Source organism: Streptococcus cristatus, from assembly GCF_001578775.1.
GTDB classification, from domain to species: Bacteria; Bacillota; Bacilli; order Lactobacillales; family Streptococcaceae; genus Streptococcus; species Streptococcus cristatus_A.
This window is the reverse complement of record NZ_KQ969063.1, coordinates 1-25,759: the sequence shown is the minus strand read 5'-3', so window position 1 is coordinate 25,759 and position 25,759 is coordinate 1. Positions and strand designations below refer to the sequence as shown.

General features: G+C 44.1%; 26 protein-coding genes. 20 read left to right on the top strand and 6 right to left on the bottom strand.

Translation table 11 applies throughout. The features are described 5' to 3' along the window. Positions 1-257 precede the first annotated feature (257 nt). Positions 258-608 carry a hypothetical protein gene (locus tag SCRDD08_RS08575; RefSeq protein ID WP_061423314.1) on the bottom strand — a complete coding sequence of 117 codons (351 nt, stop codon included), beginning with the start codon at positions 606-608 and terminating at the stop codon, positions 258-260. 288 nt (positions 609-896) lie between these two features. Between SCRDD08_RS08575 and SCRDD08_RS08570 the strand changes: the two genes are divergently transcribed. The 9 genes from SCRDD08_RS08570 to SCRDD08_RS08530 all read left to right on the top strand — a co-directional run bounded on the left by SCRDD08_RS08570 (position 897) and on the right by SCRDD08_RS08530 (position 9,119). Further along, the gene (locus SCRDD08_RS08570; protein ID WP_061423313.1) at positions 897-1,355 is read left to right on the top strand and encodes a CtsR family transcriptional regulator; all 459 of its coding nucleotides are present in this window, start codon (positions 897-899) and stop codon (positions 1,353-1,355) included. A gap of 4 nt (positions 1,356-1,359) precedes the next feature. Next, positions 1,360-3,789: an ATP-dependent Clp protease ATP-binding subunit gene (locus SCRDD08_RS08565; RefSeq protein WP_061423312.1), complete on the top strand. Its 2,430-nt coding sequence runs from the start codon at positions 1,360-1,362 to the stop codon at positions 3,787-3,789. A gap of 14 nt (positions 3,790-3,803) precedes the next feature. Next, positions 3,804-4,244 carry a GNAT family N-acetyltransferase gene (locus tag SCRDD08_RS08560; protein ID WP_061423311.1) on the top strand — a complete coding sequence of 147 codons (441 nt, stop codon included), beginning with the start codon at positions 3,804-3,806 and terminating at the stop codon, positions 4,242-4,244. 84 nt (positions 4,245-4,328) lie between these two features. Then, on the top strand, positions 4,329-4,811 hold the full coding sequence (locus tag SCRDD08_RS08555; protein ID WP_061423310.1) for a hypothetical protein: 483 nt from the start codon (positions 4,329-4,331) through the stop codon (positions 4,809-4,811). Then, positions 4,795-5,196 (top strand): DUF4430 domain-containing protein, encoded by a 402-nt coding sequence (locus tag SCRDD08_RS08550; RefSeq protein WP_061423309.1) that lies wholly within the window; start codon positions 4,795-4,797, stop codon positions 5,194-5,196. Before SCRDD08_RS08555 ends, SCRDD08_RS08550 begins: the two co-directional genes overlap by 17 nt. 186 nt (positions 5,197-5,382) lie before the next feature. Continuing rightward, positions 5,383-6,441 (top strand): AAA family ATPase, encoded by a 1,059-nt coding sequence (locus tag SCRDD08_RS08545; RefSeq protein ID WP_061423308.1) that lies wholly within the window; start codon positions 5,383-5,385, stop codon positions 6,439-6,441. Positions 6,442-6,462: 21 nt separating this feature from the next. After that, complete coding sequence (pnuC, locus tag SCRDD08_RS08540) at positions 6,463-7,278, top strand: nicotinamide riboside transporter PnuC (protein WP_061423307.1); 816 nt, start codon at positions 6,463-6,465, stop codon at positions 7,276-7,278. A gap of 55 nt (positions 7,279-7,333) precedes the next feature. Next, positions 7,334-8,122 carry an NUDIX domain-containing protein gene (locus SCRDD08_RS08535; RefSeq protein ID WP_061423306.1) on the top strand — a complete coding sequence of 263 codons (789 nt, stop codon included), beginning with the start codon at positions 7,334-7,336 and terminating at the stop codon, positions 8,120-8,122. Between the two features lie 235 nt (positions 8,123-8,357). Continuing rightward, positions 8,358-9,119 carry a hypothetical protein gene (locus SCRDD08_RS08530; protein WP_061423305.1) on the top strand — a complete coding sequence of 254 codons (762 nt, stop codon included), beginning with the start codon at positions 8,358-8,360 and terminating at the stop codon, positions 9,117-9,119. Positions 9,120-9,178: 59 nt separating this feature from the next. On the opposite strand, the gene dusB is transcribed toward SCRDD08_RS08530, so the two are convergent. Together dusB and hslO are read right to left on the bottom strand one after the other, a co-directional pair. After that, positions 9,179-10,156, bottom strand: a complete 978-nt coding sequence (dusB, locus tag SCRDD08_RS08525) for a tRNA dihydrouridine synthase DusB (protein ID WP_061423304.1) — start codon at positions 10,154-10,156, stop codon at positions 9,179-9,181. Continuing rightward, entirely contained in the window at positions 10,143-11,015 is an 873-nt protein-coding gene (hslO, locus tag SCRDD08_RS08520) for an Hsp33 family molecular chaperone HslO (protein WP_061423303.1), read from the bottom strand. The genes dusB and hslO overlap by 14 nt, the downstream gene beginning before the upstream one ends. 237 nt (positions 11,016-11,252) lie before the next feature. Between hslO and SCRDD08_RS08515 the strand changes: the two genes are divergently transcribed. Beyond that, positions 11,253-11,474 (top strand): DUF4649 family protein, encoded by a 222-nt coding sequence (locus tag SCRDD08_RS08515; protein WP_045497807.1) that lies wholly within the window; start codon positions 11,253-11,255, stop codon positions 11,472-11,474. Between the two features lie 14 nt (positions 11,475-11,488). Beyond that, positions 11,489-11,803: a thioredoxin gene (gene trxA / locus SCRDD08_RS08510; RefSeq protein ID WP_061423302.1), complete on the top strand. Its 315-nt coding sequence runs from the start codon at positions 11,489-11,491 to the stop codon at positions 11,801-11,803. Positions 11,804-11,893: 90 nt separating this feature from the next. Here trxA and SCRDD08_RS08505 read toward each other — a convergent pair whose 3' ends face one another. Further along, complete coding sequence (locus SCRDD08_RS08505) at positions 11,894-12,562, bottom strand: MIP/aquaporin family protein (protein WP_061423301.1); 669 nt, start codon at positions 12,560-12,562, stop codon at positions 11,894-11,896. A gap of 221 nt (positions 12,563-12,783) precedes the next feature. Here SCRDD08_RS08505 and SCRDD08_RS12015 point away from each other — a divergent pair, with 221 nt between their 5' ends. Then, positions 12,784-13,128, top strand: coding sequence for a hypothetical protein (locus SCRDD08_RS12015; RefSeq protein ID WP_081104300.1), 345 nt, complete (start codon positions 12,784-12,786; stop codon positions 13,126-13,128). A gap of 238 nt (positions 13,129-13,366) precedes the next feature. Here the strand turns inward: SCRDD08_RS12015 and pepF are convergent, their stop codons facing one another. Next, the gene (pepF, locus tag SCRDD08_RS08495) at positions 13,367-15,163 is read right to left on the bottom strand and encodes an oligoendopeptidase F (RefSeq protein ID WP_061423299.1); all 1,797 of its coding nucleotides are present in this window, start codon (positions 15,161-15,163) and stop codon (positions 13,367-13,369) included. Positions 15,164-15,531: 368 nt separating this feature from the next. Between pepF and pnp the strand changes: the two genes are divergently transcribed. From pnp to SCRDD08_RS08460, 7 genes are all read left to right on the top strand, one after another. After that, positions 15,532-17,730 carry a polyribonucleotide nucleotidyltransferase gene (gene pnp, locus SCRDD08_RS08490; protein ID WP_061423298.1) on the top strand — a complete coding sequence of 733 codons (2,199 nt, stop codon included), beginning with the start codon at positions 15,532-15,534 and terminating at the stop codon, positions 17,728-17,730. Between the two features lie 88 nt (positions 17,731-17,818). Beyond that, positions 17,819-18,436 carry a serine O-acetyltransferase gene (gene cysE, locus SCRDD08_RS08485; protein WP_048765283.1) on the top strand — a complete coding sequence of 206 codons (618 nt, stop codon included), beginning with the start codon at positions 17,819-17,821 and terminating at the stop codon, positions 18,434-18,436. A gap of 174 nt (positions 18,437-18,610) precedes the next feature. Continuing rightward, a complete protein-coding gene (locus tag SCRDD08_RS08480; RefSeq protein WP_061423297.1) occupies positions 18,611-19,375 on the top strand; it encodes a nucleoside phosphorylase in 765 nt (254 codons plus the stop codon). An 8-nt stretch (positions 19,376-19,383) separates the two neighbouring features. Further along, positions 19,384-19,905, top strand: coding sequence for a dihydrofolate reductase family protein (locus tag SCRDD08_RS08475; RefSeq protein WP_061423296.1), 522 nt, complete (start codon positions 19,384-19,386; stop codon positions 19,903-19,905). Between the two features lie 17 nt (positions 19,906-19,922). Further along, a complete protein-coding gene (gene cysS, locus SCRDD08_RS08470) occupies positions 19,923-21,266 on the top strand; it encodes a cysteine--tRNA ligase (RefSeq protein WP_061423295.1) in 1,344 nt (447 codons plus the stop codon). After that, positions 21,259-21,651 (top strand): Mini-ribonuclease 3, encoded by a 393-nt coding sequence (locus tag SCRDD08_RS08465; protein ID WP_002908701.1) that lies wholly within the window; start codon positions 21,259-21,261, stop codon positions 21,649-21,651. Before cysS ends, SCRDD08_RS08465 begins: the two co-directional genes overlap by 8 nt. A gap of 290 nt (positions 21,652-21,941) precedes the next feature. Beyond that, positions 21,942-23,789 carry an APC family permease gene (locus SCRDD08_RS08460; protein ID WP_061423294.1) on the top strand — a complete coding sequence of 616 codons (1,848 nt, stop codon included), beginning with the start codon at positions 21,942-21,944 and terminating at the stop codon, positions 23,787-23,789. A gap of 79 nt (positions 23,790-23,868) precedes the next feature. Here SCRDD08_RS08460 and SCRDD08_RS08455 read toward each other — a convergent pair whose 3' ends face one another. Next, complete coding sequence (locus SCRDD08_RS08455) at positions 23,869-24,834, bottom strand: aromatic acid exporter family protein (protein WP_061423293.1); 966 nt, start codon at positions 24,832-24,834, stop codon at positions 23,869-23,871. A gap of 258 nt (positions 24,835-25,092) precedes the next feature. Here SCRDD08_RS08455 and rpoE point away from each other — a divergent pair, with 258 nt between their 5' ends. Next, on the top strand, positions 25,093-25,683 hold the full coding sequence (gene rpoE, locus SCRDD08_RS08450; RefSeq protein WP_061423292.1) for a DNA-directed RNA polymerase subunit delta: 591 nt from the start codon (positions 25,093-25,095) through the stop codon (positions 25,681-25,683). Positions 25,684-25,759: the final 76 nt, after the last annotated feature.

Here is a 25,759-nt window from a genome sequence, read left to right as displayed (position 1 = left end):
CCTTCGTAGAATACTATCATTTTTTAAAGTAATTAGATTAGAAAATGTGTTTGCTAACTATTATAATATAATTAAAAAGAAAATGAAAGTAGGAAAATAAAGAGAAGAAAATTTTCTGGAAGTCTAGTTTAGGCTGGCAGCGTGGACGAAGCATTTAAGAATTTTTTGCTATCATCTGGCTCCTTATAGAATAAAAAAGTGTGGAATCCATGGCTCTTTCGAGCTCATGTTGCTTCCACACTTTTTATTGGGCGGGTTTATCTAGCGGCCTTTTGCTCTTTATGTTTGTGAAGGATAAAAGAGTTTGAAAAACTCAGGCTTGCTAGTACAAAAAGAAGAAGGGTTGTTGCTGGATAGCTAAGAGAGATATAATTGGTTTTGATGATAAAGAGAAGGGCAAAGGCAAGAATGGCAAAGAAGATGCTAAGGCTCCAAGTCATTCGGCGACTGAATAAATGCTGCTCAAAGAGTAGAGGGATTAGGAGACAGCCTAGAAGAAGGCTTGTTGGGAAAATGACATACTCTGCGGAAAAAATTGTCAAGATACTCAGAGTGATAAACAGGCAGCTAAGTACATGATGGGTATAGTTGAGCCAATTTATTTTCATTGGAAAACCTCCTTTTGATGATGATTGTTTGGATACGGTTGATGGTGTAAACACCACACTTTCCCACCTTTATTATAAGTCTTTAAAAGTAAAAAGCAAGCGTTTACACTCTTTTTTATCCAGTCTATCAATCTTTTTCATTACTCTGAATTATCAGATATTTTCAAGCTTTCTGGTACTTCTTTTTCTTTCAAAAAATAGATTTTTTCGGTATAATAGTCAAAGATAGTCAATGTTAGAGAAGACTTGAATGCTTATTTTTAGATATAACAGATAGAAAGGTATATCATGGGCATCAAAAATACCTCAGATAGTATAGAAGAATATATCAAAACAATTTTGGCGCAGGCGGGTATGGTCGAGCTGAAGCGCAGTGAGTTAGCTGATGTTTTTCAGGTGGTTCCGAGTCAGATCAATTATGTGATTAAGACACGCTTTACGGAGAGTCGGGGCTATATCGTCGAAAGCAAGCGCGGTGGCGGTGGCTATATCAGGATTGGTAAGATTGAATTTTCTGATCGGCACCAGATGCTGTCTGATTTGTTGACCAATGTCGGTGAGTCGCTCAGCCAGCCAGTTTTTTCAGATATTTTGCAGCTGCTCTTTGATGAAAAAATTATTGGCCAGCGTGAGGGAGATCTGCTCCTAGCGAGTGCCAGCGATGCTGTATTGGGAGCAGAGGCTCCGAGGATTCGAGCTAGAATGTTACGGAAAATTTTGCAGCAATTAGATAGAAAAGGAAATTAAGAATATGAATTATTCAAAAGCTTTAGTAGAAAGCTTGGAAGCGGCTCAACTTTTAGCCGGTCATTTTGCTACCGATTATTTAGAATCGTGGCAAGTGCTGATGGCTCTGGCTAATAATCCCTACAGCGTGGCAGGCTCGGCTCTAAATGAATTCCCTATTGAAGTGGATAAACTGGAAGAAGCAGCCTTTGACATTACTGGAAAAGAGTATCAAAAACAAGGCGGTTTTGACTTATTGCCTTTCTCTCACCGTTTGGAGGAGCTCTTTACTCAAGCAGGACAGATTGCGGAAGCCGTCCACGCTAAAAGCTTAGGGACAGAACATCTTCTCCTAGCCATGCTATTTGATCGTGGGACTTTGGCAGCTCGTGTGCTAGAAGCTGCGGGTTTCGGCTATGATGATAAAAGTGCAGCCCCTCGGTTCAGTGATTTGCGAAAGGTTTTAGAGCAGCGTGCTGGCTGGGGCAGAGAGGAAATCAAATCGATCCGCTCGCTAAATAAAAACACGGCCTCTGCCAAACAAACCATGGCGAATATGATGGGCATGCCTCCTTCAACTAGCGGCGGTCTGGAAGACTATACTCGGGATTTGACAGAATTGGCTCGGGCTGGTCGTCTGGAACCAGTTATCGGTCGGGACGAGGAAATTTCTCGGATGCTTCAGATTCTTAGTCGCAAGACCAAGAATAATCCCGTTTTAGTCGGTGATGCGGGGGTCGGTAAAACGGCTCTGGCTCTGGGCTTGGCTCAGCGCGTGGCAGCTGGTCAGGTTCCAGCAGAACTTGCCAAGATGCGCGTCTTGGAACTAGACTTGATGAATGTTGTCGCTGGGACTCGTTTCCGCGGAGACTTTGAAGAACGGATGAACAATATCATCAATGATATTGAAGAAGACGGTCATATCATCCTCTTTATCGATGAGCTGCATACCATCATGGGCTCTGGCAGCGGGATTGATTCGACCTTGGATGCGGCCAATATCCTGAAACCTGCTCTGGCTCGGGGAACCTTGCGAACAGTTGGTGCTACGACGCAGGAAGAGTATCAGAAACATATAGAAAAAGATGCAGCCCTTTCTAGGCGTTTTGCCAAGGTCACTATTGAAGAGCCTACTGTGGCCTACAGCATTGCTATTCTGCAAGGTCTGAGAAAGAGCTATGAGAATCACCACAAGGTGCAGATTAGTGATCAGGCCATCGAAACAGCGGTCAAGTATGCACATCGCTACCTGACCAGCAAGCATTTGCCAGACTCTGCCATTGACCTTTTGGATGAGGCTAGTGCGACTGTGAAGAATAAAGGACCGCAGAATTATAAACAGTCGGATTTGACGCCTGTGGATCAGGCTTTGATGGCTGGAAAGTTAAAAAAAGTCGGCCAGCTACTGGCAAAAGAGCAGGAACCAACTGTTTACAAGCTGAAAGTGGAAGCAGAGGATATCTTAGAGACTCTCAGTCGCTTGTCTGGTATTCCTGTGCAGAAATTAACTCAGACAGATGCCAAAAAATACCTCAACTTGGAAAAAGAACTACACAAGCGGGTCATCGGGCAGGATGCGGCAGTTTCGGCTGTCAGCCGAGCTATTCGTCGCAATCAATCGGGCATTCGCACTGGCAAACGCCCAATTGGTTCCTTTATGTTCTTAGGGCCAACGGGTGTCGGAAAGACAGAGTTGGCTAAGGCCTTGGCAGAAGTTCTCTTTGATGATGAATCAGCCCTGATTCGCTTCGACATGAGTGAATATATGGAGAAATTCGCAGCGAGTCGTCTCAACGGGGCGCCTCCGGGCTATGTAGGCTACGAGGAAGGCGGCGAGTTGACGGAGAAGGTTCGCAACCGCCCATATTCTGTCCTCCTCTTTGACGAGGTAGAAAAGGCTCATCCAGATATCTTTAATGTTCTCTTGCAGGTCTTGGATGATGGCCAGTTGACTGATAGCAAGGGCCGCAAGGTGGACTTCTCCAATACCATCATTATCATGACCAGCAATCTGGGGGCAACGGCCCTGCGGGATGATAAGACGGTTGGTTTTGGGGCGCGGGACATCCGCTTTGATCAGGTCAATATGGAAAAACGGATTCTGGAAGAATTGAAAAAGACCTACCGGCCTGAATTTATCAACCGAATCGACGAAAAGGTGGTCTTCCATACTCTGTCTGCTGAGGATATGCAGGAAGTGGTCAAGATTATGGTGCAACCGTTGATTAGGAGTCTGGCAGAGCAAGGCATCGTGCTTAAATTCCAAGCTAGTGCCCTGAAATTACTGGCTCAGGAAGGTTACGATCCAGAAATGGGAGCGCGGCCGCTGCGCCGTACCCTGCAGACGCAGGTGGAGGACAAGCTGTCTGAGTTGCTCCTGACTGGAGATTTGGCAGCTAGTCAAACGCTCAAAGTTGGCGTCAAAGGCGGTCAACTCAAATTTGAAATGGCCTAGGGAGGATGTGTGCAATGGAAATTCGTGTGATGACAGAAAAGGATTATGCCTCTGTTTACCAGCTGTGGGTCTCTTACCCTGACATGGTACTCGATAGTCTAGATAATTCTGAAGAAGAGATTGTCCGTTTTTTGAAGCGCAATCCTGAAACCTGTCTAGTTGCCTTAGAGGATGAGAGCTTTATCGGCACTATTTTGATCGGAACGGATGGCTACCGAGCTTATATCTATCATGTGGCTGTCCATCCATATTTTCGCAGAAAAGGAGTAGGAAAGGCTCTGGTCAAACAGGCCTTGTCAGCAGTGAAAAAACTTGGCATCCATAAAGTATCACTAGTCGGTTTTGAAAAAAATCAACAGACCAACCTCTTTTGGGAAAAGATGGGATTTTCAGCTAGAAATGATCGACTTTACCAAAATCAGGAACGGGCGGAGATGATTCGGCAGGATACATAAAAAGCTGATTTACTTAGCATTCTTGCTAGGCTAATCAGAACCATGTTATCATACTGAAGAATATCGTTTAGAAAGGCAGAAACTGTGTCTCTTCGTTATCTTGTTCGAATCGCTCTTCTGGCGGCTGTCTGCGTCGTGCTTCGTTATGCCTTTGCTGGCCTGCCCAATATCAAACCGATTACAGCGCTGTATTTTCTCTTGGTGGATTTTGAGGACTTGAGGGGTTCGCTTCTAGTCATGTCTATCAGTATCTTTGTGTCTTCATTCCTCTTTGGAATGGGACCATGGGTCCTTTTCCAGATCTTATCCTTTGCGGTGGTCATTTGTCTATGGTATCTGCTGTATCGGCGACTAGGCTTGTTTGGTCAGAGTATGTTGGCCTTGCTTTTAGCCTTTAGCTATGGTCTTGTGATTGATGGTATCACAGCCTTGCTTTATCAAATGCCTTGGTGGACTTATGTGGCGGCAGGAGCAGGCTTCAATCTAGCCCACGCCTGCTCAACCATGCTCTTTTATCCTATCTTGTGTTTTATTTTAAGGAGACTTTATCATGAAAAAAATCTTTAGCTTGCTTACGCTTGCCTTTGCTCTCTTTTTAGTGGGTTGTAGTAATAGCCAAACAAAAACTGATACCAGCTCTAGTTCGGCTGCTTCTTCCGTCAAAAAGGAACTGAAAATCAGCATCAGTATTGCACCAGATGGTCAGGAGAAGAGCGAGAAAACGGTGGCTGTTGCAGAAGGAAAGACAGCAATGGATGCTTTGAAGAAGGCCTATAAGGTCGAAGAAAAAGATGGTTTTATCACTTCTATTGACGGTCATGCTCAAGATGAAGCAAAGGGCCTCTACTGGATGTTTAAGGTCAATGGAGAAATGGCTCCTAAGGCAGCCAATCAAATCACTGTCAAGGATGGAGACAAGCTGGAATTCTACCAAGAAGTCTATCAGCAATAAATCTTGTAGAATAAGAATCTGATGTTTAAGACATTAGGTTCTTTTTTTGTGCCCTTGATACAGTTTTAAAGTGTCTGAAAAATATTTTTATAAAATTTTATAAAAAACTATTGACAAAAGAAAAATATAGTTTATAATAAAATCATAGAAAGAATAAATTATAAAAAACGATAAAAAGGTGAAATTATGAAAAAACAAATTGCAATCGTCTTTGGAACCTTTGCTCCCTTGCATCAGGGGCATATCGATTTGATTCAGAAGGCGAAGCGTTCTTACGACAAGGTGCGCGTGGTGGTTTCTGGTTATCAGGGAGACCGTGGAGAGGAAGTAGGTCTGTCTCTGCAGAAGCGCTTCCGCTATACGCGTGAGATATTCGCCGATGATGAATTGACTCAGGTTTATAAGCTAGATGAAACTTTCTTTCCCCGCTATCCTCTGGGTTGGGACAAGTGGCTGTCAGCTCTATTAGAGTTGGTGAGCTATGATGCAGAAGGTGAAGAGCTGATTTTCTTTGTTGGGGAGGCTGACTATCAGGAGGAGTTAGAAAAGCGTAGCTTCAAAACTTCTTTGCAGGAGCGGCAGTTTGGGATTTCGGCAACGATGATTCGGGAAAATCCTAGCCTTTATTGGAAATATATCGCTCAACCTTTCCGCCGTCACTTTACCAAGAAAGTGCTGCTTATGGGCAGCGCCAGCAATGGTAAAACGACCTTAGCCAAGGATTTGGCTCGCTTCTATGATGCTCCTGTCAGTCTGGAATATGCTCGAGAATACCAGATTCAAAATAACGTGCGAGACGATGAGCTGACACCTAAGGACTACTATTATCTGCTCTTGGGACAATATGCTCAGACTTCCCGCTTGATTGACAGCAGTGCCAACCGTGGTCTGGTCGTGGCCGATACAAATTCGCTAGTAACCAAGGCCTACTATGATTACTATCTGAAAGAAAGTCCCGTTCAAGACGAGGAGACAGATACCTTTGACAATCTCTTTGCCAGCATTTTAGCCAAGGAAAAATGGGATTTGATTCTCTTTGCTGAGCCAGTAGGAGCCTATGTCAACGATGGCTTTCGCGATATGAGTATGGCAGACGAGGCTATCCGTAGTGATTTTTCTAGCTATTTGAAAAGGCTGAAAGAGGAGTGTTTAGCTCATATTCCGACGGTCTATCTGGCTAACAGTTATTTGGACAATTATCAGGCGGCTAAAGAAGCGATTAACAAGATTTATCAAGCAGATTAAAAAAGAAAGTGGTAAAATAGAATGGTAGTAAAAAATCAAAAACTCTCTCCTGCGGCTCTCTACGCAGGACTAAAACAAAACTCTCAAACCTTTGCTCGGAATTTTCAGAATGTCTGTGCAGCAGCTAAAGAACAGGGTTTTAGCGGTATTGCCAAATTGCTCTGGCAGGATTTATTTGGCGGGCGTAGCTTGTCTCAATGGCTCTACTTGATTGCTCTTTCCAGTCTGCCCTTCATTCTGGAGTTTACCAGTGGGCAGGAGCAGCATGACTGGTTGGGACTCTTTGCTTCCTGGACAGGCATCGTCTGCGTCATCTTAGTAGCTGAGGGGCGGGCCAGCAATTATCTCTTTGGAGCTGTTAATTCGGCGATTTATCTCATCTTGTCCTTTCAGGCTAGCTTTTATGGAGAAGTGCTGACTACGGTTTACTTCTTTATCATGCAGCCGATTGGCCTTTATACTTGGCTGTCCAACCGAGTCAATGAACAAGATAAGGAAGAACCCTCTCATTTTGAAGCTAAGAAGTTAGACTGGCGTGGCTGGCTTAAATATTTGGCCTTGACTGCCTTGATTTGGATTGGTATGGGCTTTGCCTATAAGAGCATTCACAGTCACCGGCCTTTCCGCGATAGTGTGACAGATGCGACCAATGGTATCGGCCAGCTTCTCATGACGGGGCTCTATCGCGAGCAATGGATTTTCTGGATTGCGACCAATCTCTTCAGTATCTACCTCTGGTGGGGTAGCAACCTTCATATCCAGGCCATGTACTGGGTCTATACCCTCAATAGTATCGTCGGCTGGTATCAGTGGACCAAGGCAGTGAAGAAAGCTTAGAGCAAGATTTGGAGGATTTTTGATAGAAAAAATGGCTTAGGAAAGGAAGAAACTCATGACCAAACAGGATATCCCAGCGGGAATGTCGGAAAAAGAGTATTACGAAACAATGGCGGATGAGTCCGCCTTTTTAGCATGGTATAAGACACAGGATTTGCCCAAGTATGAGACACCTAGCGTAACAGCAGATATGGTGGCCTACTGCTTCGTAGAAGGTCAGATAAAACTCTTGGTTATCAAGCGCAAGGCTCATCCTTATCAGAATAAATATGCATTGGTTGGAGGCTTTATGGACAAGTATGAGGATGCCTATCAAGCCTGCATTCGCGAGGTTAAGGAAGAAGTAGACCTCGAGATACCGCTAGAAAAAGTGGAGCAGTTGATGACAGTATCCACTCCAGGACGCGATCCGCGCGGTTGGGTCATCACCATTGCCCATCTGGTCTATCTGCCGGCAATTGCTATCAACCAAGTCAAGGCTGGTGATGATGCCAAGGAAGTCACTTTCCTTGATGTGGACTTTAAGACAAGGAGCTTTAGAGATGGTGAGCGACTTCTGACAGCAGAGGACTTTGCTTTTGACCACTACCAAATCCTGCTGGAATCTATTAAGAGGATTCAAGGACGACTGGACTGGAATCCAACTTTTCTCCATTTGCTGGAATCACCCTTTACCGTTTATGAAGGAACCGAGCTGGTCAATCTCATCACGCCTAGACGCCCCATCGTCAGCAATAATTTTCTAGTTAAATTTGGAGAATACTTGGAGGAGGCTGGCGTCAAGCGCGTGCCAAAGAAGAAGCCGAGAAAAGTTTATAAACTGAAGACGGGAAAATCGGATTAAAAGAAAATTGATGATATAGTTTACTTGCAGGACAAAAATGTTCTGCTTTTTTTATGTTCATTACGAATATAAAAGTAGCGACATATCTGCTGAGGAAGAGAGGAGGCCTAAGTCCTAGATATTATTTGTTTCAAAATTTTTTGAAAAATTCCATATATCTAGTTGACATACTTTATTACGAGTGTTACAATAATATTACAAAAAGATTTCCAAATGTTACAAAGGAGAAGAAAAAATGAAAACTAAGACTTATACAAAATTGATGGCTGCTACTGTTCTAGCTTCTAGCTTGCTTTTAGGGGCTTGTGGTCACAAAGAAGAAACTAAGACTAGCGCAAGTTCTAATAAGACGGTGCAAACTTCTTCTAGCTCTAAAGTTGCTTCATCTAGCAAAACTAGTAGCGCTCCAAAAGCCAGCAGCAATGCTTCTTCAAATAAAACAGTAGGGCAAGCAGAACAAGTACAGAAAGCTGTGGAATCCGTTCAACCTTCACAAAATCAAACTCAACAAGGAGTGGATCAGCAAGTTCAAGCTCAACAAAATACACAGGCTCAATCAGGCCAATCTCAACAAGCTCCTAGTCAACAAGCTACGCCGACTCAACCAACTAAACCAAATCAAGCGACTCAGCCAGCCCAACCGAGTCAACCAGCTCAAAATCCAGCCACTGATCGTCAGCTTCAAAACAAGCAGGCAGAAACAAATGCTCGTTATAAAGGCGTTTTGAATATGGTAGATGGAGATTTCTCTGCAGCTGCAGGTAATTGGACAGATGCAGGAGGTAGTACAGTGACTGTTTCAGTAGGCGGACAGTTTAGTGTCAAGTCAGCGAATGGAACTGTCAATACTTACCATGTTGCTTCATATGCCTATACTTTGGATGATGGTCGCTATACAGCTCAGCTGGGTTCTGCTGAACCGTCTGCTCCTAAATTGGGCATCCAAATCACTACTGGCGCTGACGGTAAAGTAGCTAGTGTTCAATTGATCAAATAAGAAAAAAGAAATTTGCAAAAAAAGGAGGCACCTTTGTAGATGCTTCCTTTTTTATTTCTTTAATGTTGGAGTTGCAAGAGTTCTTCAATCTCTGCCAATGTGCTGGCCTGTGAAATGGCACCGCGAAGTTTAGCTGCACCAGATGTTCCACGAAGGTAGTGGGGTGCTAGACCGCGGAATTCACGAACGGCTACGTTTTCTCCTTTGAGGTTAATCAAGCGTTTCAAATGTTCGTAGGCGATTTTCATCTTGTCCTCGAAGGTCAAGTCTGGCAGAATTTCTCCTGTTTCAAAATAGTGATTGATTTGGTTAAAGAGGTAGGGATTTCCCATAGCCGCACGACCAATCATGACAGCATCGGCACCGACCTCTTCGATACGTTGTTTGGCTTCTTGCACGCTGCGGATATCACCGTTAGCGATGAAAGGAATCTTAGTCAGAGCATGGGCTACGTCATATAAGGTCTCAAGGTCAGCATGACCAGTATACATTTGCTCACGGGTACGGCCGTGCATAGCTAAGGCTGAGACGCCAGCGGCTTCAGCTGCCAGAGCATTTTCTACAGCTAGTGAGCTGTCAGACCAGCCAGTCCGCATCTTGACTGTCAGAGGAATATCCAGAACGGATTGGACCTTGTTGATGATTTTATAGATTTTCTCAGGATCCTTGAGCCACATAGCTCCAGCTTCGTTTTTGACGATTTTGTTAACAGGGCAGCCCATGTTGATATCGACGATATCCGTCTTGGTATTTTCTTGAATAAATTCCGCTGCGCGGGCCAGGCTGTCTTCATCACTACCGAAAAGCTGGATAGAAACAGGATTTTCGCCTTCATCGATGTGAAGCATGTGAAGGGTTTTTTCGTTGTTGTATTGGATGCCCTTGTCAGAGACCATTTCCATAACGACGAGGCCTGCTCCCAGCTCTTTGGCAATGGTCCGGAAAGCAGAGTTGGTTACACCGGCCATGGGTGCTAGAACTGTGCGGTTGGGAATTTCAACATTTCCAATCATAAAAGGGGTATTAAGATTTGTCACGAATCAGTTCCTCCAGGTCGTTTTGGTCAAAGTGATAGGCAGTCTGGCAGAATTGGCAGACGATTTCAGCCCCTTGGTCTTGGTCACGCATCTCTTCCAGGTCAGTCTTTGGCAGGGTAGCCAAGGCATTCATGAAGCGCTCTTTGCTGCAGTCGCACTGGAAGCGGATTTCCTCTTCAGACAGGCGTTTGTAGGGTTCGTCTCCATAAATAGCAGCCAGTAGAGCTTCGATATGGTCATCGGATTCTAACAGCTTAGAAATGGCAGGCATTTCTTGAATCCGCTTCTCAAAGCGAGCGATGTCAGCTTCCTTAGCACCAGGCAGGACTTGTACCAAGAAACCACCAGCAACCTTGACTTTATCATGCTCATCCAAGAGAACATTGAGGCCAACAGCAGAAGGGGTTTGCTGACTTTCGGTTAGGTAGAAGGCTAAGTCTTCACCGATTTCACCAGAGATGAGTGGCGTCATAGAATTGTAGGGATTGCCAGTGCCGTAGTCCGTGATAACCAAAAATTGACCAGAGCCGACAAAAGGACCAACCAGAACTTCGCCAGTGGCTGTCTTTTTTATATCGACACCGGGATTTTGCACATAGCCCTTGACATTGCCTTCGGTGTCTGCCACGGTGATGATGGCGCCTAGCGAGCTAGTACCAAGAACCTTGACGGTGATCTTGGTCTGGCCCTTTTCATTAGCCGCCAAAATCTGGCTGGCAATCAGTGTGCGACCAAGTGCAACGGTAGAGCTTGCTTGAGTTTGATGTTTTTCTTGAGCGGTCCGAACCGTCTCTGTGCTATCCAGCACATAAGCTCGGAAAGAACCATTTTCTGAGATAGTTTTAATAATTTTGTCCATGCCTTTTATTTTAACATAAAAATAAAAACAAACGTAGCCTTTGTGCTTGTTTTGTCAAAGATTTCTTCTTTACATTGTGCTAGAATCAAGTTAAACAAAAAGGAGAAGATTGATCAATCAGGATTCAAAGGCATCCATCTATGATCTAGCAGTGTCGGATGCGTTTGATTTGACAAATGTAACATAATTAGTTACAATTAAAACATAAATTACGAATGGAAGCCAAAAGGAGAGCATATGATTGAAATTACTTATCTAGATGCAGCTAAGTCAGAACGGAAGATAACTTTCGAGTCTTATGAGGAGTTTGAACTATCTCAGCAAGCTTGCCTGATCGGGGTGGCGGATTATCATCCAGTTAAAAAGTTAGTTTATAATGGTCATGATTTGGACTACCATGGGACTTATGGAGATGTGTACTTTTTCCTGATGAAACAGGATTTGAGCCAATATAAGTAAAAAGGAGAACTACAATGGCAAAAGCAATTACAGATGTAACATTTGAACAGGAAACAAAAGACGGTTTGGTCTTGGTTGATTTCTGGGCAACTTGGTGTGGTCCATGTCGTATGCAAGGTCCAATCTTGGACAAATTGTCTGAGGAACTTTCAGAAGATGTCTTGAAAATCGTTAAAATGGACGTAGATGAAAATCCAAACACAGCTCGTGCCTTTGGTATCATGTCTATTCCAACCCTTCTCTTCAAGAAAGACGGCCAAGTGGTCAAGCAAGTCGCTGGTGTTCACACAGCAGAACAAATCAAGGCGATTGTTGCGGAATTGAGTTAAAAGCAAAGCACTTCCCATTCGAAACGGGGAGTGTTTTTGCATAGAAAAAGCCCTGTTCTTCAAACTGAGGACAGGACTCTTTTTCGTTTCTTATTCTTCTGTTCCAAGGAAGTTTTTCGCAACAAGAGCTGCAAGAACACCACCTACGATTGGAGCAAGGATGAAAATCCATACTTGTTGAAGGGCTGCACCACCTACCAAGACAGCTGGTGCCAAGCTACGAGCTGGGTTTACTGAAAGTCCAGTGATGTTCAATCCCACAAGGATCATAGCTGTCAATGACAAACCAATCACCAAACCAGCAATCGCACCATTTCCCTTGCTTTCTGAAGTCACGGTCATGATCACTAAAACAAACAAGAAAGTTGCGATGACTTCAAACAAGAAACCACCAAAGACAGTTACACCGTTTGCCAAGGCATTTTCACCGAGACTAGCAGTTGACATGCCTGAGTTTGCCAAGAGGAAGAAGACTGCACCAGACGCAAGGAAAGCTCCAACCACTTGTCCAAGGATATAGTTGACAAGGTCTTTTGATGACAAGCGTTTGTTTACAAACATAGCGATTGAAACAGCTGGGTTCAAGTGAGCGCCTGAAACAGTTCCGATTGAGAAAGCTGCTACAACGATTGCCAAACCAAATGCCAAAGCAATTCCAAGGTGTCCAAGACCTTCAACACCATTTCCAAAAACAACAGCTCCTGTTCCGATGAACACAAGCATGAAAGTACCGATTAATTCAGCGACAAATTTTTTCATTTTCTATCTCCTTTTTTAAAAAATCTATGTATTAGTCTATCAAAACAAACAGGTGGATTCAAGAAAAGTGCTCTGAACATATATTTTGACTGGAATATCCTTTGTTTATTACAGGAAAAATAGAGTAAATGGTCTATCTCCCGGTTTTTTTGTTGGAAAATATAGTTTTTAGGTTATAATAGGAAGAAGGTAAATTATAAGGTATGGAAAGGGCACTGTTTATGCTTGAGTCATTATCGCAGTTTGGCTTTATTTTGATGGTTTTTACACCGTTTATTGCGGTGCCGATTTTATGTTTCTTTGTGGGCTGGATGATTCCTAGATCGCAAATAACGGAAAAAAGCATCATGGCTGTATTAAGCTTTGTCCTTTTTTGCTTGGTTTTGATTTCATATTATGCTCCTCAATTGTTGGGAATGTTTTTTTGGGGTCTTATCTGGTTCTTTATTGGCCTCCTACGTGCTAAAAATTATAGTAAGTCACAGTTCTGGATAAGGTGGCTTATATTTAGCGTCTGTTTTACAATCTATATTTTGGTTTATCTATATTTCTTCAAACTTTTTTAAAAATTTAGCTTCAAATTTCATTTTAGGAACAGATTTATTGAAATATGTAAAAACAGAGAGTGGGACAGAAATCGGTAATTCGTTAGAATTCGATTTCGTCGTCCCACCTCCGCACAGTTGAGTAGGGCTGTAAAAGCTGATGAAATCAGCGTAGTAGAGCCCACTCAACCACTGCGTCTTGCTCGACAATCCAAAGACAATTGAGAGGCTAGGACTTTTGTCCCAGCCCCTTGTTTTTTTACTCCCCCAACTCTTTACTGTAGGCAATAATCTGATCTACAGTATCAGATAGAAATTGAATCGTGTCGCGGAGTGGTTTATCCGTCGAAATATCTGCTCCAATAATCATAGCTGACTCAAGCGGAGTCTTGCTGCCGCCAGATTTGAGCAGTTCAAGCCAGTCACGGGCACCATTTTCATCATTTTTTAGGTGTAGGTAGCCGGCGGTAGAGATGACCAAGCCTGCGGAGTAAGTATAGCTGTACAGCCCCATGTAGTAATGGGCTTGGCGCATCCAAGTCAGGGCAGCGTCGTCGTCAATCTCAACAGCATCGCCCCAGAATTCTGTCAAGACTTCTTTCATGATAGCGTTGAGTTTGCTTGCACCGAAGGTTCCGCCTTCTTCGATCAAAGTATAGACCTTGCGTTGGAAGGCAGCTTCCAGTAAGTGGGTGATGAAGTTGTGGAAGTAGGTATCCGTCAGACGGTGAGCCAGAGCAAAGCGTTTTTGGCGAGGGTTATCAAACTGGCGCTCCAGATAATCACTGAGCAGGAGCTCGTTAAAGGTAGACGGTGCTTCCACATAGTAGGTGGACATGTGGGCATTGAAGTAGCTTTGGTGATTGTCGGAGAAGATGAACTGACCAGAGTGGCCAATCTCGTGAATCAGAGTATAGACATCACTCATACGGCCAGTCCAGCTCATGAGGACATAAGGGTGGACCCGATAAGGATCCGCAGCATAGCCTCCAGAGTCTTTCCCGGCATTGGCCGCAAAGTCGACCCAGCGTTCCTCTTTATAGCGGGCAATTTCTTGACAATACTCTTGTCCGAGTGGCTCGACTGACTTCATGACGAGGTCGTAGGCGTCGTCAATGCTGACTTCGGGATTGAGCTCGCTGTCCAAGTCCAGCTTCCAGTCGGCAAAAGTCATTTTTTCAAGTCCGTTTACCTTAGCGACATGCTTGAGGTATTTTTGAGCTACTGGGGCAAATTCACTCATAATCAAGTCGATCTGCCGGTCAAACATAGAGCGATCAACTTCTTGCTCAGCTAGTAAGTAGTCAAAGACAGAGTCATAGCCCTTCATGTCAGCCAGCAATTTTTCAGACTTGACTTGAGCCAGATAGGCAGCTGCAGCAGTGTTTTGATGCTGACGAAGCCCTTCTGAGAAAGAGCGGAAAGCTTTTTCGCGGATTTCTGCATTTTCATGGTTTTGATAGAAATTCTCATAGGTGACAAAGCTGTTTTTGTAAACTTTGCCGTTTACTTCGAAGTCAGCCATAACAAAGTCGCCGGCCCGCATCTTGGTATAAATATCCTGTGGACTGTAAAAGACCTCGCCTAGATTGGTCAAGGCTTTTTCTACATCCGCTCCCAGATAGTGGGCTTTTTTGATTTTAGCTTGGCGGATGGCTGAGGTCAGATGGGGCTCTTTACCTAGTTTTTCTAAGACAGCTTCATCTGCACTGATTAGGGCGTCGTCAAAGAAGCTGAGTGCGACATTGGCCTCGGTCTCAAACTCCATGGCTGCTTGGGCAATCTGCGCAAAGCTCTCGTCACCGAAGTCAGTGGTCTGTGGCATAAAACCGTAGTTACCGATGTGGCTGATTTGGATATAAATCTGCTCTAACTCAGCAAATGCCCGTTCAAAATCTTCGAAAGTGCTGAGCTTGCCTTGGTAATCACGGACGAATTTCTGGATGTCCTCTCTGGCCTTTTCGATGGCTCGCAGGAAGTCCTCTTGATCTTGGTAAAGGGCTGTTAGGTCCCAGAGTTCATTTTCTGGAAATTCAGAACGATGTTTTTGTTCCATAGTTTACTCCTTTTGATTAAATAGCTATATTAAGTATAGCAAAAAATCCTTTAGAATGCCTTGCTCATAGGAAAAAATTAGAGAAATATGATTTCAGCAGTCTGCTTAGAAAAAAGAAAAATGTATTTTCAGTAATTTTATAGAAAAAAAGCCATTTCCAGTCTTTTTCTTTTGGCTGAAATTGTGGTAAAATAGGGTCTGTACGTGCTTGATACAAAGATGAGGATATAATAAGCTACCAAGGCTATGATATTAAAGCAAAAGTGCTAACCGAACACGTCCGATAAGTTGTTTAAAGGCTTAGTATCTTGATCTTTGTAGCCAAGGCGTATGAAAAAATTTGAGCATGTGCTCGGCAAGGAGTCTTTATGACAAAACAAGTTTTTAAAACAATTTTTGCAGGTCGTGAGCTGGTAGTTGAAACCGGTCAGGTTGCAAAGCAGGCAAATGGCAGCGCCGTTGTTCGATATGGAGAAAGTACCGTTTTAACTGCGGCAACCATGTCCAAAAAGATGGCTACTGGTGACTTTTTCCCATTGCAGGTCAACTATGAGGAAAAAATGTATGCAGCTGGGAAATACCCTGGTGGCTTTAACAAGCGCGAAGGCCGTCCGTCAACGGATGCGACTTTGACTGCCCGCTTGATTGACCGTCCAATTCGCCCTATGTTTGCGGAAGGCTTCCGTAATGAAGTTCAGGTTATCAATACCGTTCTTTCTTATGACGAAGATGCTTCGCCTCAAATGGCTGCTATGTTCGGTAGCTCTCTGGCTCTTTCTATCTCAGATATTCCTTTTAACGGCCCGATCGCAGGAGTTCAGGTCGGCTATATAGATGGTGAATTTATCATCAATCCTAGCAAGGAACAAAAAGAAGTTTCGCTTTTGGAACTGACAGTGGCTGGTACCAAAGAGGCTATCAACATGGTAGAATCTGGAGCCAAGGAGCTGTCTGAAGATGTCATGCTGAAAGCTCTTCTCAAAGGGCACGAAGCGGTCAAAGAATTAATTGCCTTCCAAGAAGAAATCGTTGCAGCAGTCGGCAAGGAAAAAGCAGAAGTAGAATTGCTGCATGTTGATGAAGAGCTGCAGGCAGAGATTGTCGCAGCCTACAACAGTGACCTCCAAAAGGCTGTTCAGGTAGAAGAAAAGCTGGCGCGCGAAGCCGCAACTCAGACTGTCAAAGACCAAGTCACGGCAGTTTATGAAGAAAAATACGCAGACCATGAAGAATTCGACCGTATCATGCGTGATGTGGCTGAAATCTTGGAACAAATGGAGCATGCAGAAGTGCGTCGTTTGATTACAGAAGATAAGGTCCGTCCTGATGGCCGTAAGGTCGATGAAATCCGTCCGCTAGATGCGGAAGTGGATTACCTGCCGCGCGTGCATGGATCTGGTCTCTTTACTCGCGGGCAAACCCAAGCCTTGTCTGTTCTGACTCTGGCACCAATGGGCGAAACGCAAATCGTTGACGGCTTGGATCCGGAATACAAGAAACGTTTCATGCACCACTATAATTTCCCGCAATACTCTGTCGGGGAGACAGGCCGTTATGGTGCTCCTGGTCGTCGTGAAATTGGACACGGTGCTCTTGGGGAGCGTGCCTTGGAGCAAGTCTTGCCTAGCTTGGAAGAGTTTCCTTACGCGATCCGTCTGGTAGCAGAAGTCTTGGAGTCGAACGGCTCTTCCTCCCAAGCCTCTATCTGTGCGGGTACTTTGGCTCTGATGGCCGGTGGTGTGCCGATTAAGGCGCCAGTTGCCGGAATTGCCATGGGCTTGATTTCAGACGGCAGCAACTACACAGTTCTGACGGATATTCAAGGTTTGGAAGACCACTTTGGCGATATGGACTTTAAAGTGGCTGGTACTCGCGAAGGGATTACAGCCCTGCAGATGGATATCAAGATTGAAGGAATTACAGCGGAGATCTTGACAGAAGCTCTGGCTCAGGCTAAGAAAGCCCGCTTTGAAATTCTGGATTTGATTGAAGCGACGATTCCAGCTCCACGTCCTGAGTTGGCTCCAACTGCTCCGAAAATCGATACCATCAAGATTGATGTGGACAAAATTAAGATTGTCATCGGAAAAGGCGGGGAAACCATCGACAAGATCATCGCTGAAACAGGCGTTAAGATTGATATTGACGAAGAAGGAAATGTATCTATCTACTCTAGCGATCAAGCGGCTATTAACCGTGCCAAAGAAATCATTGCTGGTTTGGTTCGTGAAGCTAAAGTGGATGAAGTTTACCATGCCAAGGTTGTTCGGATTGAGAAATTTGGTGCTTTTGTCAACCTCTTTGACAAGACCGATGCCCTCGTTCACATCTCTGAAATGGCTTGGACTCGAACCAACAATGTCGAAGACTTGGTACAAATTGGTGATTTTGTCGATGTTAAGGTCATTAAGATTGATGAAAAAGGCCGCGTAGATGCGTCTATGAAAGCTCTCTTGCCACGTCCGCCTAAGCCAGACAAGCCAAAGAGAGACCACGATAAACATCAGGAAAAAGGGCATTTTCATAAGAAACATGAAGAAGCTCCTAAAACTAAATCGGAAGAATAATGAAAAGGGAGTGATCAGGCTCGATTACCTTACAAATTTCTTTGTGTAGGGCCTACTCCCTTATTTTACCTAATGAAAGGAGAAGAAGATGGGCTGGTGGAAAGAAGCCATTGAGATTGTAAAAGAAAATGATCCGGCTGCTCGTACTTCGCTGGAGGTCATCCTGACTTATCCAGGTGTCAAGGCCTTGGCAGCCCACCGTCTTTCTCATTTCCTATGGAAGAAAGGCTTTAAGCTACTGGCACGCATGCACAGCCAATTTTGGCGCTTTTGGACTCAGATTGAGATTCATCCAGGTGCTCAGATTGAGTCAGGTGTCTTCATTGACCATGGTGGTGGATTGGTTATCGGTGAAACGGCCATTGTGGAAAAGGGTGCGCTTCTGTATCATGGCGTGACCTTAGGCGGAACTGGTAAGGATACAGGGAAACGGCATCCGACTGTGCGTCGGGGCGCCTTGGTCTCTGCTCATGCTCAAGTCATTGGCCCAGTTGAAATTGGTGAAAATGCCAAAGTTGGAGCTGGAGCAGTTGTTGTGGCTGATGTGCCTAGTGATGTAACTGTAGTTGGAATCCCGGCTAAGATCGTGCGTGTTCATGGTCAGAAAGATGAGCCAACCATCCATGAGGTGGAAGAACAGCGAGAATATTATTTGGATAAGCTGGAGCATGCCCGCGAAGCCAGCCACCATTCGTCAGAGCTCTAAGAAAGGCCAATTTTGGACAGCTAACAAGATACTTTAGGAGGTCTTGCCAAGGAGTAATTTGGCAAACTGTAACCTAATGGGCTCACTATAAGTGAAGCCGAAAAGATGAGACCAAGCTGCGCCGCATAGAAAAGATGAAGCTGGATTTGCTGAAGTCTTAAAGAAAGTGAAGTTATGTTATTAGAGGAATTTGAAGATGTAGCTGGAGTTATTGAACCGACAGATAGGCAGATTATGGACAAGGGTGAGATTTGTGAAACTATCATCCTGTCCTTTAACGGAGAAATTCTGCAACGTTTGATTGAGTCAGAAAAAGTCTATCAAGGAGGCTATTTAAAAAGCATCAACGGACAGCATCCATGGTATATTTATGACCAAGGATCTAGCAAGCTAGCAGTTATGTTGGCTCCGATTGGAGCTCCCATGATAGTCGGCCAGCTGGAGGAGTTGGCGGCCAGAGGCTTCAAGAATTTCATCATTCTAGGTTCCTGTGGCGTTTTGGACCGCTCAATTGAGGCGGACAAGATTATCCTGCCGGCTGCTGCTTTGCGAGATGAAGGCACTAGCTACCACTACGCCCCACCGGGTGATGAAGTCACTTATGACGAGTCTCTGTTAGTTAAGCTTGAAGCTATCTTTGACAAGTACGATATTGAGCATGTCCGCACCAAGTCTTGGACGACAGATGCCTTTTATCGAGAAACGCCTGATAAGGTCAAGCGTCGCTTGGCTGCTGGAGCCAAAGTGGTGGATATGGAAGCCTCAGCAATCATGGCTTGGAGTCAATTTCGACAAGCAAAAGTCTATCAGTTCTTCTACACAGCTGACTATGTGGATCATCATAACCGAACCTGGGATGCCCGCCATGAAGAGCGGACAGCTAATGCCATGACTTTTTTCACTATCGCTTTGACAATAGCAAAGGAACTAGAAAGGTAACTACAAGAATGGCAGTATATTTTTACGGCTGTATCACCATGGATGGCTACTTGGCAGACAGCCAGCACAGGATAGACTGGCTGCATCAGCTTGGTTCTGTAGAGGATACAGGCTATGATGACTTTTACAGGCAAATGGATATCACCATCATGGGCAAGCGGACCTTTGAGGAAATCCAAGAATTGCAAGATGTAGAAAGTTTTTATCAAGCTACGGAAAACTATGTCTTTACGCATGATAGGCACCTGCCTGTCAGCAATTACCAGCCAGTAGCTGGGGATGTGGTGGACTTTGTTCACCAGATTGACAAAGGCAAAAATGTATTTGTGATTGGTGGTAATTCCTTGGTAGGACCGCTCTTGGATGCGGATCTTTTCGACCACCTCATTATTCAGATAGCGCCCCTTATCCTAGGAAAGGGGGTTCCCCTCTTTACCCAAGAGGAAGGGCAGCGCTTTTACCAACTGGATAGCCTCAGACAATTTGGCCCTTTTGCAGAGCTGGTTTTCAGCCGAAAAAGTCAGAAATAGAGAAGGGAGTGGACCGCATGATTAAAATTTACGACACCATGACCCGCAGCCTACGTGAATTTGTGCCCATTGAAGAGGGCAAGGTTCGCATGTATGTCTGCGGTCCGACGGTTTATAACTATATCCATGTCGGCAATGCCCGCTCAACAGTAGCTTTTGACACAGTTCGTCGCTATTTTGAGTATCGGGGATTTGAGGTCAACTATATTTCCAATTTTACGGATGTGGATGATAAAATTATCAACCGTGCTAAGGAAGAAGGCATCACACCAAAAGAAGTGGCTGATAAGTATATCGCAGCTTTTCGTGAGGATGTCTCAGCTCTGGGTGTAAAACCTGCGACTCGTCATCCGCGTGTTGTGGAGTTTATGGCTGACATCATCCGCTTTGTGCAGGACTTGATTGACAAAGGCTACGCCTATGAGTCAGAGGGCGATGTCTACTTCCGCGTCGAAAAGTCTCGTGATTATGCCAAACTAGCCAACAAAACTTTGGCAGACTTGGAGTTGGGTGCTTCTGGTCGAACAGATGAAGAGACCGCCCGCAAGGAAAATCCGGTAGATTTTGCTCTCTGGAAGGCAGCTAAGCCGGGCGAGATTTCCTGGGACAGCCCTTGGGGAGCAGGTCGTCCGGGCTGGCACATCGAGTGCTCGGTCATGTCAACGGAGATTTTAGGTGATACAATTGATATCCACGGTGGCGGGGCAGACCTAGAGTTTCCTCACCATACCAATGAAATTGCCCAATCAGAGGCCAAGACTGGTCAGACTTTTGCCAACTACTGGATGCACAATGGCTTCGTCAACATCAATGACGTCAAGATGTCCAAATCTCTAGGCAATTTTATTACTGTTCACGATGCTCTCAAGACCATTGAGGGTCAGGTGCTGCGTTTCTTCTTTGCTACCCAGCATTACCGCAAGCCTATCAATTTCACAGAAAAAGCTGTTCATGATGCAGCGACCAATCTCAAGTATTTGAAAAATACCTATGGGCAGCCTTTCACTGGTCAGGCAGACTCTGCTCAGCTTCAGAGTTTTCTTGACAAGTTCACCGCTGCTATGGACGAAGATTTCAATGCTGCTAACGGTATCACGGTTGTCTTCGAGCTCGCCAAGTGGATCAACTCTGGCAATTATACCGTTGAAGTTAAGGAAGCCTTTGCCAAACTCTTAGAAGTTTTTGGTATCGTCTTTGTAGAAGAAGTCCTGGATGCGGACATTGAGCGCTTGATTGAGGAACGCCAAGAAGCGCGTGCTAATCGAGACTTTGTGACTGCAGACCGTATTCGGGATGAATTAGCCGCTCAGGGCATCAAGCTTTTGGATACTAAAGACGGAGTGAGGTGGACACGTGACTGATGTCAACCTGATTAACGGCATTGCCCTCGCTTTTGAGGGGGATGCCGTCTACTCCATGTATATCCGGCGTCACCTGATTTTTCAAGGGCTGACCAAGCCAAATCAGCTGCACAGGGAAGCGACCAAGTACGTTTCTGCCAAGGCTCAGGCTAATCTCATCTCTCTCATGCTGGAAGAAGGAATCCTGACGGAGAAGGAAGAGGATATCTACAAGCGCGGTCGCAATGCCAACAGCCACACCAAAGCTAAGAATACGGACATCGTCACCTACCGTATGTCTACTGGCTTTGAGGCAGTCATGGGCTACCTGCATATGACCGAAGCCATTGAGCGACTGGAAGAGCTGATTGACTGGTGTATTCGGAAGATTGAGGCTTCGTTTTGATTCGCTGCTATCTTATTTATTCTGAGATTGAACTCTTTTATTAACAATCACTAAAATTCAAGAAATTTACATATCAAAGACGAGTTTTACATAAAGCTCGTTTTTTTGATACTCCCATAAAAACAAACATGCTGTCTCAAGAAAAACTGGAAAATTTTATAGAAGATTGAGTTTGAAACTTTAAATATATTATTGGATGAAAAGTAGGAGACTGAAATTTATTTTCAGAAAAGTATTGACATGTTTTCTGAAAAAGAGTAGAATGGCTCATGTTTTTAAAGGAGGAACTTATGTTTTCCAAGCTAAAAGGCTTTTTTATTGGACGTCCATTAAAATCTGGAAAAGAGGGAGAAGATGGCCATTTACTGACTAAGATGCAAGCTTTAGCCATGCTCTCCAGTGACGCTCTATCTTCGATTGCTTATGGACCAGAGCAGGTTGTTTTGGTCTTGACTTCTGTTTCTATTGGTGCCATTTGGTGGTCGCTTCCCATAGGAATTGTCGTATTGATTCTATTAGCGAGTTTAACGATTTCCTATCGTCAGGTCATTCATGCTTATCCTCAAGGAGGAGGAGCTTATATGGTGACGACAGAAAATCTATCTCCAACGGCAGGCTTGATCGCTGGCGGAAGCTTGCTGGTAGATTACATGTTGACAGTAGCCGTTTCGGTCGCTTCTGGAGCGGACGCAATTACCTCTGCGATTCCCGTCTTACATCCTTACAATTTACATATTTCCATTTTCTTAGTTCTCTTGTTGATGCTAATGAATCTCCGAGGACTAAAAGAATCGGCCACTTCCTTGATGATTCCTGTCTATCTTTTTATTGTCAGCACCTTGCTATTGATTGCTTTTGGTTTTGTGCAAATCCTGACAGGAAATTTAGACTATCACGCAACTGCGCGGATTGGTAGTCCGATTACTGGAGTAAGTTTAATCTTACTTCTTCGTGCTTTCACCAGTGGCTCTGCTTCCTTGACAGGAGTGGAAGCTATTTCCAATTCGGTTCCCTTTTTCAAGAAACCAAAAGCTCACAATGCCGCAGCCACCCTATCGATTATGGCTTTAATCCTAGGAATCATGTTTGCTGGTATTACCTTCTTGAATTATTGGATTGGCATCGTGCCTGTCAAAGGTGTAACGACTCTGGCTCAAATGGCGCAAGCGATTTTGGGAAGCTCTCCCCTTGGTCGCATCTTGTTCTATGTTTTCCAATTGTCGACTGCTTTGATCTTAGCAGTGGCAGCCAATACAGGCTTCTCAGCCTTTCCGATGCTTTCCTACAATATGGCTAAGAATAAATACATGCCTCATATGTACATGGAAAAAGGAGATCGGCTCAGCTATTCTAATGGCATTTTCACTTTGGCTTTTGGTGCCATTGCTCTTTTGTTTATCTTTAAGGGAAATACAGAACGCTTGATTCCCCTGTACACGATTGGTGTGTTCGTACCCTTTGCTCTCTCCCAGACCGGTATGGTTGTCCATTGGAAGAAAAAATATGGAAATAACTTCTTGAAGCATTCGATTGCGAATATCCTTGGTGCGATCATTTGTTACGGGATTGTCCTTATTTTACTTTTATTCCGTCTCCAAGATATTTGGCCTTTCTTCCCTATTATCATCGTCTTGACTTGGCTGTTTTTGTCTATCAAGCAGCATTATAATAGAGTCGCTAAACAGTTGAGATTGCATGACCACATTGAGCGCCAGAACTACACTGGTAATACAGTAATTGTCCTGGTCGGGAATGTTACCCGAGTCAGTGTTGGTGCGATGAGCTATGCGCGCAGTATCGGAGATGAAGTCGTAGCAATGCATGTTTCTACAGCAGAGACAGCTGAAAAAGATGCTGAAGTCGCCGAGGAATTTGCTGACTACTTCCCAGATATTCGCTTTGAGACAGTCACAACTAGCTATCGCAATATCATCAGTCCGACAGTTCAGTATGTAATTAAGGTAGCCAAGCGAGCCAAAAAAGAAGGAAGAACAGTGACAGTCCTAGTACCTCAGTTTATACCTAAAAAGAGATGGCAAAATATCTTGCATAACCAGATGAGTTTAAAATTAAAATACTATCTGAAGTGGTATGAGGATGTCGTGGTTGCAAGTTATTCTTATCACTTAAAAGAATGAGCGAATGCCTTTACTGAATGAGAAAAAGGAGTTGAAGAATTTTCAACTCCTTTTATTATTTATTGGGAATAGCACAGAGCTAACTTGCTTGTACCTTTTGGTAATTTTGATAAAATTCTACTTTAATCTTAATAAAAGTCTCCAAGTCTCGTAAAAGTTGCAGAAGTGTGGCCCGGGTTTCAAATTCTTGCCGAGTCTTAGGAAGCGGGCGTTCGCGAAAGACAGCTAAGCAGGCTTCGATTTCTTCAACTAGTTCGTGAGCGGGATTTTCTTGACTAAGTTGCTGAGCTGTCTTGGAGAAAAGACGTGCTAAAATCAAGCTCTCGCTAGCTGCCAACTGACAGTTGTTGATATTTCCTGCCATGTCTTTTAGAATGCGATTCTGCGCCTGCCGCATTTCAAAATAATGAATATGGTAGTTGGTTTGATGAAAGAGGTGGTTGGAGTGGTCCAGATAGACCAGTTGTAAGGCTTCTTGAAGGATAGTATCTAGTTCCTTGATTAGAGTTGCATCGTTTCGACCGTCTCCAGCTTTTAAGAAATATTCAAAACGCAGTAGAATTTTCTTCAGTTGCTCTTCAACTTGAATATGATAGTCGTCAATATCTTGCTGGTTTGAAGCCATATATAAATTGGTTAGGAGAGCAAATCCCGTTCCGATGAGGAAGACAGCCATTTCATTGGCTAAAAGAGACCAAGAAACAGAATGGGCCAGCAGTAGATGAGTGACCAAAACTGTGCTGGGGGTGATGCCTATTTCCCAGCCAAAGAGATAAGCTAAGGGAACGTAGAGCAGAATATAAATCCCTAAGCTCCAAAGGTTAAATCCTAGAAGGATGAAAGATAAGCTCCCGATGGCTAGTGCTAAAATAGTAGACAAGAGGCGGTTACGGGCTAGTTTGATAGTGCTTCTGCGGGTGTCAGAAACACTGAGGATAGCAATAATACCGGCTGATATAGCATTGCTTAAACCTAAAAAAGCAGCTAGAGCCGCAGCAAGACATGTTGCAAGAGCTAGTTTGATGGTACGTTGGAGGAGAGGCATAAGCTTCTTTCTATTTCATAAAGTTTTATCTATTATATCACATGATTAGTCGTAGACATGTGAGCACAATATGTCAATGTTTAAAAATTGCAGAAAGGTGCTGCTCCATAGATGCTACGATTATGGTAGAATGACTGGAGTTGAAAAGTCGGATGGTCTAGGTGAAATTTTTTTGACTAGACGGCAAATTTATCGTACAATAGAAAGTAGCGAAAAAATGCCTGGCTAAATGCCTGTGTAATCTTAAGGAGAATAACTTTGGAATTAGAAGTATTTGCAGGACAAGAAAAAAGTGAGCTTTCGATGATTGAGGTAGCACGTGCCATCTTAGAATTGCGCGGGCGTGACCATGAAATGTATTTCGATGAGCTTGTCAATGAAATTCAAAATTATCTGGAAAAATCAAATAGCGAGATCCGAGAAGCGCTGCCTCTATTTTATACAGAGCTGAATGTAGATGGCAGCTTCATTCCACTTGGTGACAATAAATGGGGCCTTCGTTCTTGGTATGCGATTGACGAAGTCGATGAGGAAATCATCGCTTTGGAAGAAACGGACGATGAGGACGAGCCTAAGAAACGCAAGAAAAAACGCGTTAATGCCTTTATGGACGGCGACGAAGATGCAATTGATTACAGCGATGATGATCCTGAGGATGAGGACTCTTATGAAGAGGATCCAGCTCTTTCATACGATGAAGACAATCCAGATGATGAAAAGAGTGAGGTTGAAGCCTACGATGCTGAAATCAATGAAATAGCTCCAGATGATCTCGGCGAAGAAGTTGAGTTAAATGAAGAAGACGATGAATATTCTGACGATGATCAGGATGTTGAAGACGAAGAATAATAATCAAGAAACAACTGCTTCAAAAAGCAGTTGTTTTTGCGTTCTAACATGTCTTAAAATGATCCTGAGATGTCTC